Raw genomic sequence first — 11,665 nt, forward strand, 5'->3', positions numbered from 1 at the left:
CTACTGCCTCGAAATGTGGTGTGAATATTAACGCTTGATTTCTGCAGATTGTGCGTTTGGTGGCGCAGAGATGCATCCGTCCGAGGACGGATCGCAGATGGATCGCGGAGACGGGGTCAGGCCGTGATCAGGCGGGCGCTGAAGGCGGGCAGGTCTTCCTCGCGCAGGCCCAGGAAGATCGGTTCGCCCTCACGGCGATGGATATTGATCTTGGCGTTGTAGACGCGGTGCGGGCGGCCATGCTTGTCGGCGATCTCGAATTCGCTGATGCCGAACTCGCGGCTCCCGCCTTCGGCCTTCCCTGTGAGGTAGCAGGCGATCTCGTCGATGGCGGCACCGGCCAGCACCAGCCCGTTCAGCGCCTTCAGCGGCTGGCGGGTGCGCTCGACGAAGTCCACGCTGTCGATGCGCACGATGTCGCTGCTGGTCTCGCCGCGCATCAGCGTGTTGAACTTGCCGACCAGGATCTGCCCCGGCAGCGCGCGCTCGATCATCCGCGCCAGCTCGATCGTCACCTGACCGACCAAGTAGCTGAACGAGGTCGGGTTCAGGCCTTCGCTCTGATAGAACTCGTAGTGCGAGCCGACGTGGAAGCAGGCGCGCAGCTGCGGCACCGACTCCGGCCGCAGCGCGCGCTCGCGCGCCAGCGCGTTGTCGGCCAGGATGAACTGCATCAGCTGGTACAGCTCGACATTGGCCTCGATGCCGCGCATCCGGTTCCAGATGTAGAAACCGTCGCCGGTGGTGGTGCGAGCGAAGTTGATGTTGATCTCGCTGTCCAGCAGCTTGGCGTAGGCGGCGTTGACCGAGCAGGACAGGCTGTTGAGCTGCACCACCTGCTCCAGCGGCGAGAGCAGCGAGAAGCCGACCGCGTCGAACAGGATCACCGCGCGGTCCTCGACCAGGCGGATGCCGTAGCGCGCGACGATGGCGGCGATCAGGTCCAGGCCCAGGCCCTGCTCCGGCTCGAAGGGCAGGTCGATCTGCAGCGGCGTGATGCCCAGCGCCACGGCCATGCGCTCGAGCTCGGGCATCGGCAGGTGATCCGGCGTGCCCAGCAGTTCTTCCAGCAGGCGGTTGCGGCGGCGCCCTTCCTCGGCGTCGCCACCGCCGCCGACGAACTCGGTCAACAGCGGATGCGGCGCCACCAGCAGGGACAGGCCCTTGGCGACCGGCGTCCAGCCGAAAACCAGGTTCTCGCCCAGGTTCCAGAGGTTGTAGAGGAACTGGTCCAGCACGACTATGTTGTCGCGCAGCTGGGCTTCGCTGACACCCGGGGGAAGGGGATAGGCCATGAAGCCGTCAAGCCATGATCTTCGCTTGCGGATTTCTTCTGACACTCGGCGGTCTCCGACGATGGTTGGCTTTTGTTTCAACCATTATTGTCGGCGACTCGGGGGCGGAGCCGAACCCGGGAAACACGGGTGATCCAGGATGCTTATGCGTCCGGGGTTCGGCTCGTCAGGCGACCGGCCGCATCAGCCGCGGCGCACCGGCTTGGTGGCGGCCTGGGCCAGCATCTGGCGGCGCATCTGGCCTTCGATGCTGTAGCCGGTGACGACCACCGTCGGCAGCTGCTTGACGGCCTTGCCGTTGACCACGACGCGCGGCAGGGTGACGACGCCGGTCTCCTTGGCCGACGGGGCAGCCTGGGCGGCACCAGCGGCCAGCAGCAGGACGGTGGACAGCAGGGTGGCGAGGGTGATTTGCTTGTTCATGATCGGCTCCGTTTGGGTTGCGATTCAGCGGTTTGCTGCTTCGATGAACTCAGTATCGGAGCCGGTCCCGGGCATTCCCAGGCGCTTGCGACGAAGCGCAGGCGACGCGGCGTGAACTGCAGGCAGCGCAGATCGGCGGTAATGCGCACCAGCAGCGCAAGGACCGTGACTAGCGTGGGCAAGGCGCTCCGGCCTATGATGACCGGTTGCCTGAAAGTCCCGTGTCCATGTCAGAAGCCGATTCCCCGTCCGCCGCCGCAGCGTTCGAAGCCCCGATGATCCGTGTGCGCGGAGCGCGCACGCACAACCTGAAGAACATCGACGTCGACCTGCCGCGCAACCAGCTGGTCGTGATCACCGGGCTGTCCGGATCGGGCAAGTCCAGCCTCGCCTTCGACACCCTGTATGCCGAGGGACAACGGCGTTATGTCGAGAGCCTGTCGGCCTACGCGCGGCAATTCCTGCAGCTGATGGACAAGCCGGACGTGGACGTGATCGAGGGCCTGTCGCCGGCGATCTCGATCGAGCAGAAGGCGACCAGCCACAACCCGCGCTCGACCGTCGGCACCGTCACCGAGATCCACGACTACCTGCGCCTGCTCTACGCCCGTGCCGGCACGCCCTTCTGCCCGGACCACCACCTGCCGCTGGAAGCCTCTAGCGTCAGCCAGATGGTGGACGCCGTGCTGGCCATGCCGGACGAAAGCCGCCTGATGCTGCTGGCGCCGGTCGTGCGCGACCGCAAGGGCGAGTTCACCGAGTTGTTCGAGGACCTGCAGGCGCAGGGCTATGTGCGCTTCCGGGTCGATGGCGCGACGGTCGAGGCGCCGGATTTCCCGGCGCTGAAGAAGTCCGAGAAGCACGATATCGACGTGGTGATCGACCGCATCAAGCTGCGAGCCGACACGGCCGAGACCTTGCGCCAGCGGCTGGCCGAAAGCTTCGAGGCGGCGCTGCGCCAGGCCGACGGCCGCGCGCTGGTGCTGAACATGGATTCCGGCACCGAGACCATCTTCTCCAGCAAGTTCGCCTGCCCGATCTGCAGCTACTCGCTGCCGGAGCTGGAGCCGCGCCTGTTCTCGTTCAACTCACCGGTGGGCGCCTGCCCGACCTGCGAAGGCCTCGGCCAGACCACCGTGTTCGATCCCGATCGGGTCGTGGCCTTCCCGACGCTGAGCCTGGCCAGCGGTGCCGTCAAGGGCTGGGACCGGCGCAACGCCTACACCTTCTCGATGCTGGAAGCGGTGGCCGCGCACTACCAGTTCGACATCGACCAGCCCTTCGAGGAACTGCCGGAGGCCGCCCGCCAGGTGCTGCTGCGCGGTTCGGGCAGCGACGAGATCACCTTCACTTATCAAGGCGAGACCTCGACCGGCAAGAAGCGTTCGATCAAGCGCGCCCATCCGTTCGAGGGCATCCTGCCGAACCTGGAGCGACGCTACAAGGAAACCGACTCGACGGCGGTGCGCGAGGACCTGGCCCGCTACATGGCGGCCAAGCCCTGCCCCAGTTGCGAGGGCGCGCGGCTACGGCGCGAAGCGCGCAACGTCGTGCTGCAACCGGCCGATGCGCCCGAAGGCTTCAAAGGCCGGCCGATCTATGAAGTGGAGCACTCGACGCTGCGCGAGTGCCTGGCCTATTTCGAGCAACTGCACCTGAAGGGTGCCAAGGCCGAGATCGGCGACAAGGTCGTGCGCGAGATAACCTCGCGGCTGCGCTTCCTGAACGATGTGGGCCTGAACTACCTGAGCCTGGACCGCAGCGCGGACACGCTGTCCGGCGGCGAGGCGCAGCGCATCCGCCTGGCCTCGCAGATCGGCTCGGGCCTGACCGGCGTGATGTATGTGCTGGACGAGCCTTCGATCGGCCTGCACCAGCGCGACAACGACCGCCTGATCGCCACCTTGAGGCGGCTGCGCGACCTGGGCAATTCGGTCCTGGTCGTCGAGCACGACGAGGACGCGATCCGCGCCGCCGACCATGTGCTGGACCTCGGGCCCGGCGCCGGCGTCCACGGCGGACGCGTGATCGCCCAGGGCACGCCGGCCGAGGTGGCCGCGAACCCCGAGTCGCTGACCGGCCGCTACCTGAGCGGCGCCGCGCGCATCGAAGTGCCGCAGCAGCGGCACCAGGCGCCCGACGGCGCGCACCTGAAGATCGTCAATGCCCGCGGCAACAACCTGAAGGGTGTGACCGTCGAGATCCCGGTCGGCGTGCTGACCTGCGTGACCGGCGTGTCGGGCTCCGGCAAGAGCACCTTGGTCAACGACACGCTGTACGCGGCGGTGGCGAAGAAGCTGTACCAGAGCCACGCCGACCCGGCGCCGCACGACGAGATCGAGGGCCTGGACGCCTTCGACAAGGTCATCAACGTCGACCAGTCGCCGATCGGCCGCACGCCGCGCTCCAACCCGGCCACCTACACGGGCCTGTTCACGCCGATCCGCGAGCTGTTCGCCGAGATGCCGACTGCGCGCGAACGCGGCTACGGCCCCGGCCGCTTCTCGTTCAACGTGGCCGGCGGCCGCTGCGAGGCCTGCCAGGGCGATGGCGTGCTGAAGGTGGAGATGCACTTCCTGCCCGACGTCTACGTGCCCTGCGACGTCTGCCACGGCAAGCGCTACAACCGCGAGACGCTGGAGGTCCTCTACAAGGGCCGCAACATCACCCAGGTGCTGGGCATGACGATCGAGGAGGCCGCGGCGTTCTTCAGCGCGGTGCCGACGTTGTCGCGCAAGCTGCAGACGCTGCTGGACGTGGGCCTGGGCTATGTGAAGCTGGGCCAGAGCGCGACGACACTGTCCGGCGGCGAGGCGCAACGGGTCAAGCTGGCGCTGGAGCTGTCCAAGCGCGACACGGGCCGCACGCTCTACATCCTCGACGAGCCGACGACCGGCCTGCACTTCGCCGACATCGCGCTGCTGCTGAAGGTGCTGCACCAGTTGCGCGACGCGGGCAACACGATCGTCGTGATCGAGCACAACCTCGACGTCATCAAGACAGCCGACTGGCTGATCGACATGGGCCCGGAGGGCGGTTCAGGCGGGGGCCAGCTCTTGCTGGCAGGCACGCCGGAGCAACTCGCGGCCTTCGAGGGCAGCCACACGGGCCGCTACCTGAAGGACCTGCTGCCGGCTGTTTAGTTCGTGACGCGGCGGCGGCGCGACGTCACGAAGGCCAGTGCGGCCACGCCGCCCAGCATCATCAACCAGGTGCCAGGCTCGGGCACGGTCGGGGTGACCGGCGTCGTCGGGTTGCCGGGCAGGCTCGGACCGGTGGGCTGGGTGATCGTCGTCGGCGAGCCCGGCGGCAGGATGGGCACGGCGGGCGTGCTCACCACCGGACCCGCACCCGTGGGCGAGGCACCGGGCAGCAGCGAGCCGGGCGTCGAGGGCAGGCCGCTGTCCAGGCTCGGCGGCGCCTGCATCGCTGCGAAGCTGGTCGGCGATTCGCCGCCCGGGCCGGCCCCGGTCGGATCCATCTCGAGTTCGGTTTCGGGCGGAGCCGTCTCGTTCGTCGACGAGGCGGGCGGGGTTGCGGCGGCCATCATGGCCGGCGGCGCGGCGATGCGGCGGATGCGGCTGACGTTGCGGCACACGGTGGGCACCAGGATGCACTGGCCGTCCTCGCAGTAGACGAGGCCGCGCTCTTCCATCGAATCGGTCCACTTCGTACGGGTGACGGTCTTGCAGATGCTGCCGTTGCCGAAGTACATGTCGCGGATGTCACCGCCGTACTGGCCCTTGCCGTTGATGCCGTCGCGCTTGATGCTGACGATCTCGTCGTAGTCGCGCTTGGCCATGCGAGCCTTCAGCTTGGCACGCGTCTCGGCCGGGATGTCCTGGTAGCGATCGACGGCGGCGACCACGTCGCCCATGAAAGGATTGACCCCTGGATGATCCCAACTGCACGCGGGCAGCGTCGCCCCGGAGGCGGCGAGTGCGAGTGCTGCGAGAAGTGCCATGAGCGTTTCCTGTGCTTCGGCAGATGCCGATCACGTGGATCTCGGCCCTGCGGGGGTTGATATCGTTACCGATCGCAAGCAGCGGTACGGTAACGAAGCGTTGGAAAAAGTGTAGGTGCCCGATTCTCGTGCCCGGCAGAGCCGGCCCCCCTGTCTGCGGGAGACGCGCTGCGACAGATGTCACGGATACACAACCTGGGACTTGCCCGGCCCCGCACGCCCGGGGGTTTGGGCGGCCCGAATGCTAAGGCAAAGAAAAAGCCCGGACCATGTCCGGGCTCTTGGCTATCGGCGAATCACCGACAACAAACCGATCACTTCAGGTGGCTGTTGATCAGCTTGGTCATCTCGAACATGTCAGCCTTGGCCTTGCCGAAGATTTCCTTCAGCTTGGCGTCGGCATTGATGACGCGCTTCTGCAGCTCGTCCTGCAGCTTGTTCTTCTTGATGTACTCCCAGACCTTCTTGGTCACGTCGGTGCGCGGCAGCGGTGCTGCGCCGACGATCGCGGCCAGAGCGGCGCTGGGGGTCATGGCCTTCATGAAGGCGGCGTTCGGCGTGCGCTTCTTGGCGGGGGCCGCAGCCTTCTTCGCCGGAGCAGCCTTCTTGGCCGGGGCCGCCTTCTTGGCCGGAGCAGCAGCCTTCTTCGCGGGAGCGGCTGCCTTCTTCGCAGGGGCTGCGGCCTTCTTTGCAGGAGCCGCAGCCTTCTTGGCCGGCGCCGCTTTCTTCGCGGGCGCGGCGGCCTTCTTCGCAGTTGCCATTTCGATTCTCTCCATCAAAGTGTTGTTGATGTGCCGGGCCCGGGTGAAGGCCGCATAAGCCTTCTTTTCTCTCTAGCACCCTGCGGCGGCAATGGTACTGCGCGCCCTGAGCGCTGAGAAGCGTTTCATAGAGGAGAAGCCGCGCGAATGGGCCTTCAATCGTCGTGTTTACCCTGGGTTGTCGCGCCTCTGCATCAGCGCGGGCCTCAATAGACGTCGCGACGCAGCCGTCCATCGGCAATCAGCGCATCGACGCGCGCGTCGCCGAGCCGCTCACGCAGCACCGAATCGACGCCCGCGGCCATGCCCTGGAGGCTGCCGCAGACGTAGATCGCGGCGCCTCGGTCGAGCCACTCGATCAAGACCTCGATCGACGCAGCGAGCGCGTGCTGCACATAACGCCGAGTCACGACGTCACGCGAGTAGACGCGGTCCACGCGCTCGAGCAGGCCGCTGTGCTGCCAGGCGGTGATCTCGCCGTCGTAGTGCGCGTCGTGCGCAGCGCGGCGCTCGCCGTACAGCAGCCAGGCGCGTGCGCCGGTCCGCAGCGCGTGCGCCTTCAGATGCGCGCGCAGGCCGGCCAGGCCGCTGCCATTGCCGATCAGGACCAGCGGCCGCCCAGCATTGGCACCGATGCGGAAGCCGCGGTGCTCGCGCAAGCGCAGCGGCACGCTGTCGCCGACGGCCAGCCCTTCCGTCAGCAGGCCCGAGGCCAGGCCGAGGCTGCCGTCGTCGCGGTGCGACTGACGCACCATCAAGTGCACGCGGCCGTCACTCGGCAGCGAAGCGATCGTGTATTCGCGCGGCGCCTCGCCGGCATGGACCTCGCCCAGCCCCAGCTGCACGAGATCTCCGGCTTCCCAGTCGGGCAACGCGGTCCCGTCGGCCGGTACGAGTTCGAGATGGAAGACCGCGCCGCCCTCGCTGCCGGGATTGAGCAGGCGGCGCTCCAGCAGGCGCCACGGAGAGAAGGCCGCCGCCTCGAACGCAGAGGCGTCCACGGTGCCGGCCAGATGGCTCAGCGACTGCCGCCAGCGTTCGAGGGCGCGCGCATCGTCGCGGTCCACCTCGATCCGATCGAACATCGGCTGCGCGCCGCGTGCGTGCAGCCAGGCGTCGAGCTGCCGACCGAAGCCGCAGAACTGCGCGTAGGTGGCGTCGCCGAGCGCCAGCAGGCCGAACTGCAGTCCGGACAGATCGAGGTCCTCCCGCGTCATCAGGTCGCGCGCGAAGACGGCGCCGCTGTCCGGCGCATCGCCCTCGCCATAGGTGCTGGCGAGGAACAGCGCGTGGCCGGCCGCCTGCAGGTCGACCTCGCGTACCTCGCTGAGCGCCATCAGGCGCACGGGCAGGCCGGCCAGGTGGAGGGCGCGCGCCGTCGAACGGGCGATCTCCTCGGCGCTGCCGGTCTGGCTCGCATGCAGCACGAGCACGGCCGGCGCGTCATCGGCGGCCGGCAGCAATGCGGCGAGCTCCGCTTGCAGGCGCCGACGGCGTCCGCGTTCGCGCAGGCCGACGGCGACGCACAGCGCCGCGTACGCCAGCACGATCAGCAGCGCCCACGCCTCGCGGCTCACGACAGCAGCGCCTCCATCGCCGGGCTGAATCGCTCGGCGAATCCGCCGCCCTCCGTGCGCTGCACGAAGTGGGCGGCCAGGCCGCGTGCGCGGGCCAGTGCAAGACCCTCGTCGAGCCCCAGCACCATCAGTGCGGTGGACCAGCCATCGGCCCACATCGCGCTCTCGTGCACGACGCTGACCGAGGCCAGGCCGTGGGCGATGGGCGCGCCGCTGCGCGGATCGATGCTGTGCGACAGGCGCCGGCCGCCATCGTCGATGCGGTAGCGCCGGTAGTCGCCCGAGGTGGCGATGGACAGGCCATGCAGCGCGATGCGTAGCGGCGCCAGGCCGGCGTCGGTGGCGGGTGCCTCGATGTCGACCCACCAGGGCTGGCCATCGGGCTTCAGGCCGGTGCCGCGCAGTTCGCCACCGACCTCGGCCAGGTGATCGGTAATGCCCAGGTCTTCCAGCACCTGGGTGACGCGATCGACCGCATGGCCCTTGGCGATGGCGGAGAGATCGAGCCGCAGGCCACCGGGCTGCAGCAGGCCGCGGCCGTCAAGTTCGAGCGCACGCCAGTCGCGGCGCACCGTGCCTTCATCGATCGCGCCGGGCGGCCCGAAGCCCCAGCGGCGCACGACCTCGCCCATGCAGGGATCGAAGGCGCCGCCGCAGGCCTCGGCGATCTGCAGCGCGGCCTGCATCACGGTCGCGAAGCCGGCCGGCAACGCATGGCGCGTGCCGGCCGCGGCGCGATTGAAGATCGAGAGCCGCGAATCCGGCTCCCAGTGGCTCATCTCGTCGATGACGGCGTCCAGCGCGCGCGTGATGGCCGCCTCGATCGCGCCCAGGCGCAGGCCGGCCGGCGCGGCGAAGCGCACCGACCAGGTCGTGCCCATCGTGTCGCCCTGCAGCGCATGGACGGACTGGTCCCAGGGCGGCGGGGTGCCGCGAATCTCCAGCGGCACCAGCACCCGCGCGACGGCCGAGGACATCAGCGCGGCAGCACCTCGAAGGTGGCGCTGACGGACGCGCGCTGCATCGGCTTCTCACGCGTGCCGCCCATGCCGCGCTCGCCCGCGTTGGCGCCGATCCAGTAGGCGCCCGGCTCGGTCCAGTCGGCGGTGAACTCGCCGCGGGCATCGGTCTTCAGCGTGATCTCGCCCATCTTGTAGCGGTAGCGGTTGCCGCCGCGGCGCACGGTGACGGCCGTGTCGGCCAGCGGCTTGCCATCGAGCAGCAGGCGGAAGCGGCTGTGGTCGCCGTTGGACAGGTCGGTGACGGCATCCAGCGGCAGCAGTTCCAGGCCCTCGCCTTCCGGCGCGAAATCGATCTTGCCGGGTGCCTCACGGCTGACGAAGGTCTGCTGGCGGCTGCTCGTCACGACGAAGCTGGTGAGCTCGGCGCCGGCCGGGATCTCCTTGTCCAGCGTCTCGGGCGTGGCGCGGAAGCGCTTGGTCTCGCCGCCAAGCTTGTAGCTGCCCATCACGGCGCTGCTGACGTTGCTGATGCGGTAGCTGCCTTCCTGCGGCAGGTTGAGGTCGAAGCTTTCGCGGTTGCGCGCCGAGGAGCGGTTCTGCGGCTCCAGCTTCAGGCCGCCGGGGCCGGTGACGCGCAGCGTCTCGAGCTTGAGCGCGCGCTCGAAGATGAACAGGTCTTCGGAAACGGCGGCATCCACCGTCACGACGACTTCCTTGTTGCCGGTGGCGACGGTGGCGTTGGGCAGCAGCCAGGGCATGTGGGCCTGGGCCGTGAGGGGCACGACGGCCGACAGGACGCCGGATGCGACGGAAAGGGCGGTCAGGATCTTGCGCATGTTCTTTGTCTCCTTCGTCATCAGGGCTTGACGCTGAGCACCAGCGCACCGATCTCGTCGTCGCCCTGAACCTTGGTCTCGCCGGCCGCCTTGACGGGCCAGTTCAGCGGAATGCGGCGCACCTCGCGGCCACCGGCCTCGCGGCCGACCTCGACGACGACCTCGTACTGGCCGGCCGGCAGATTGGCCAGCGCCGGATGCCCGCCCAGGCTGATCGCGTGCTCGCCCGGCGCACGCGTGGCGCCACTGACGCCATCGGCCGGCAGCGACAGCGCACGGCCGCCGGCACGCCACCAGCTGCGCATGTCGCGCAGCCATTTGGCACCGCCGTTGTTGGGCTTCTTGGTGTCGTACCAGAGCGCCAGCTGGGCCGCGGCCTGGCTGGTATCGCCGGCCTTCTCGAGCCAGATGGCGACGTAGGGCTTGTGGTACTCAGCCACGTTGATGCGCGGCAGTTCGATCTTCAGCTGCACGTCGGCGGCCTGGGCCGCGGTGGCGCCCAGGGCGGCGAGACCGGTCAGGGTGAGGTGTTGGAGTTTGGTGTTCATGTCAGTGGATCAGGATCAGAGCCAGCAGGGCTGGCAGGACGAAACCGAGGCCCACCAGGGGCCAGGTCATGGCGCGCTGGGCCGCGTGGAACTTGAGGATCAGCAGGCCGGTGATCGAAAACAGCAGGCAGGCGACGGCGAACACGTCCAGGAACAGACTCCAGGCCAGGCCCGCGTTGCGTCCCTTGTGCAGATCGTTGAAATAGGCCACCCAGCCGCGGTCGGTGTCCTCGAACTCGGCGGCGCCGCTCTCGCGATCGACGCGCACCCAGGAATCGCCGCCCGGGCGCGGCATCGGCAGGTAGATCTCATCGGCAGACCATTCGGCCGAGTCGGCCCGGATGCTGGTGCCGAAGGCCTGGGCGAGCGCCGCCCGCGTTTCCGGCGGCACCGGCGCGTGGTGATCTTTCTCGTCGGCCGCCGGTTTGAGAACGGCGAGCTGCGCAGGGGAAAGTTGAGCCTTCTTCGACACGATCTTCGGGTTCACCTCGATCCAGCTCGCGTGGTTCAGGGTGATGCCGGTCAGCGCGAACAGCAGCATGCCGATCAGGCAGATCGCCGACGAGATCCAGTGCCAGGTGTGAAGCGTCTTGAGCCAGCCGGCCTTGGAGGCTTGGCTCATGTGTCGGCCCACATGCGCAAGAGGTTGTGATAGTGGCCGGTCAGCGCCGTGACCTCGGCCGTGTCGCCATGCGCGGCGCGCAGGCGCTGGATGGTCTGGTCGAGTTCGAACAGCATTCCGCGCTGCGCGTCGGAGCGCACCATGCTCTGCGTCCAGAAGAAGCTCGCCAGCCGCGCGCCGCGAGTGACCGGGGTCACGCGATGCAGGCTGCTGGCGGCGTAGACGACCATGTCGCCGGCCGGCAGCTTCACCTCATGCTCGCCGTAGGTGTCGGCGACGATCAGCTCGCCGCCGTCGTACTCGTCGGGCTCGCTGATGAATAGCGTGGAGGACACATCGCTGCGCAGCGGCAGCTCGGAGCCGAGCTGCCGCATCACCGCGCCGTCAATGTGCATGCCGTATTCACCGCCGCCTTCGTAGCGGTTGAACAGCGGCGGCAGCACGCGCAGGGGCAATGCGGCGGCGAAGAACTGCGGGTGGCGCAGCACGGCATCGCGCACGCGCGCGCCGAGCTCGATCGCCACCGGATCGTCGGCGCGCAGCTGGCGGTTGCGCTTGACCTGGGCGCCCTGCGGGCCCACGGTGGCGCGACCGTCGCTCCAGTCGGCCGCCTCCAGCCGGCTGCGCAGTTCACGCAGCGTCCCGGGGGCGAGCACGGCTGGAATGTGCAGCAGCAT

Annotated in this window: 11 protein-coding genes; 1 reads left to right on the forward strand and 10 read right to left on the reverse strand. The window is 68.5% G+C overall.

Going from position 1 to position 11,665, the window contains the following annotated elements; all coding sequences use genetic code 11:
• Window positions 1-116: 116 nt before the first annotated feature.
• Window positions 117-1,295 (reverse strand): hypothetical protein, encoded by a 1,179-nt coding sequence (locus SNE35_RS08185; protein WP_320422403.1) that lies wholly within the window; start codon window positions 1,293-1,295, stop codon window positions 117-119.
• 183 nt (window positions 1,296-1,478) lie between these two features.
• A complete protein-coding gene (locus tag SNE35_RS08190) occupies window positions 1,479-1,718 on the reverse strand; it encodes a hypothetical protein (RefSeq protein ID WP_320422404.1) in 240 nt (79 codons plus the stop codon).
• 227 nt (window positions 1,719-1,945) lie between these two features.
• Between SNE35_RS08190 and uvrA the strand changes: the two genes are divergently transcribed.
• Window positions 1,946-4,861 carry an excinuclease ABC subunit UvrA gene (uvrA, locus tag SNE35_RS08195; protein WP_320422405.1) on the forward strand — a complete coding sequence of 972 codons (2,916 nt, stop codon included), beginning with the start codon at window positions 1,946-1,948 and terminating at the stop codon, window positions 4,859-4,861.
• Here uvrA and SNE35_RS08200 read toward each other — a convergent pair.
• The 8 genes from SNE35_RS08200 to SNE35_RS08235 form a co-directional block, all read right to left on the reverse strand.
• Window positions 4,858-5,682 carry an MHFG family PEP-CTERM protein gene (locus SNE35_RS08200; RefSeq protein WP_320422406.1) on the reverse strand — a complete coding sequence of 275 codons (825 nt, stop codon included), beginning with the start codon at window positions 5,680-5,682 and terminating at the stop codon, window positions 4,858-4,860. The two genes, uvrA and SNE35_RS08200, sit on opposite strands and share 4 nt — an antisense overlap.
• 314 nt (window positions 5,683-5,996) lie before the next feature.
• Entirely contained in the window at window positions 5,997-6,443 is a 447-nt protein-coding gene (locus SNE35_RS08205) for an SWIB/MDM2 domain-containing protein (protein WP_320422407.1), read from the reverse strand.
• A 206-nt stretch (window positions 6,444-6,649) separates the two neighbouring features.
• Window positions 6,650-8,020, reverse strand: a complete 1,371-nt coding sequence (locus SNE35_RS08210; RefSeq protein ID WP_320422408.1) for a sulfite reductase subunit alpha — start codon at window positions 8,018-8,020, stop codon at window positions 6,650-6,652.
• A complete protein-coding gene (locus SNE35_RS08215) occupies window positions 8,017-8,997 on the reverse strand; it encodes an FAD:protein FMN transferase (protein WP_320422409.1) in 981 nt (326 codons plus the stop codon). The genes SNE35_RS08210 and SNE35_RS08215 overlap by 4 nt, the downstream gene beginning before the upstream one ends.
• Entirely contained in the window at window positions 8,997-9,818 is an 822-nt protein-coding gene (locus SNE35_RS08220) for a DUF4198 domain-containing protein (protein ID WP_320422410.1), read from the reverse strand. The genes SNE35_RS08215 and SNE35_RS08220 overlap by 1 nt, the downstream gene beginning before the upstream one ends.
• A 20-nt stretch (window positions 9,819-9,838) precedes the next feature.
• Complete coding sequence (locus SNE35_RS08225) at window positions 9,839-10,366, reverse strand: DUF2271 domain-containing protein (protein ID WP_320422411.1); 528 nt, start codon at window positions 10,364-10,366, stop codon at window positions 9,839-9,841.
• A 1-nt stretch (window position 10,367) separates the two neighbouring features.
• A complete protein-coding gene (locus SNE35_RS08230; protein ID WP_320422412.1) occupies window positions 10,368-11,000 on the reverse strand; it encodes a PepSY-associated TM helix domain-containing protein in 633 nt (210 codons plus the stop codon).
• A complete protein-coding gene (locus SNE35_RS08235) occupies window positions 10,985-11,665 on the reverse strand; it encodes a Fe2+-dependent dioxygenase (protein WP_320422413.1) in 681 nt (226 codons plus the stop codon). The genes SNE35_RS08230 and SNE35_RS08235 overlap by 16 nt, the downstream gene beginning before the upstream one ends.

The organism is Roseateles agri (assembly GCF_034043675.1).
Taxonomy (GTDB): Bacteria; Pseudomonadota; Gammaproteobacteria; order Burkholderiales; family Burkholderiaceae_C; genus KK5.

Excerpts from the sequence above, each read along its gene's own strand:
- SNE35_RS08185 (WP_320422403.1), bottom strand. The coding sequence starts at position 1,295 with ATGGCCTATCCCCTTCCCCCGGGTGTCAGCGAAGCCCAGCTGCGCGAC.
- SNE35_RS08190 (WP_320422404.1), bottom strand. The coding sequence starts at position 1,718 with ATGAACAAGCAAATCACCCTCGCCACCCTGCTGTCCACCGTCCTGCTG.
- SNE35_RS08200 (WP_320422406.1), bottom strand. The coding sequence starts at position 5,682 with ATGGCACTTCTCGCAGCACTCGCACTCGCCGCCTCCGGGGCGACGCTG.
- SNE35_RS08225 (WP_320422411.1), bottom strand. The coding sequence starts at position 10,366 with ATGAACACCAAACTCCAACACCTCACCCTGACCGGTCTCGCCGCCCTG.
- uvrA (WP_320422405.1), top strand. The coding sequence starts at position 1,946 with ATGTCAGAAGCCGATTCCCCGTCCGCCGCCGCAGCGTTCGAAGCCCCG.
- SNE35_RS08235 (WP_320422413.1), bottom strand. The coding sequence starts at position 11,665 with ATGCTGCTGCACATTCCAGCCGTGCTCGCCCCCGGGACGCTGCGTGAA.
- SNE35_RS08220 (WP_320422410.1), bottom strand. The coding sequence starts at position 9,818 with ATGCGCAAGATCCTGACCGCCCTTTCCGTCGCATCCGGCGTCCTGTCG.
- SNE35_RS08215 (WP_320422409.1), bottom strand. The coding sequence starts at position 8,997 with ATGTCCTCGGCCGTCGCGCGGGTGCTGGTGCCGCTGGAGATTCGCGGC.
- SNE35_RS08205 (WP_320422407.1), bottom strand. The coding sequence starts at position 6,443 with ATGGCAACTGCGAAGAAGGCCGCCGCGCCCGCGAAGAAAGCGGCGCCG.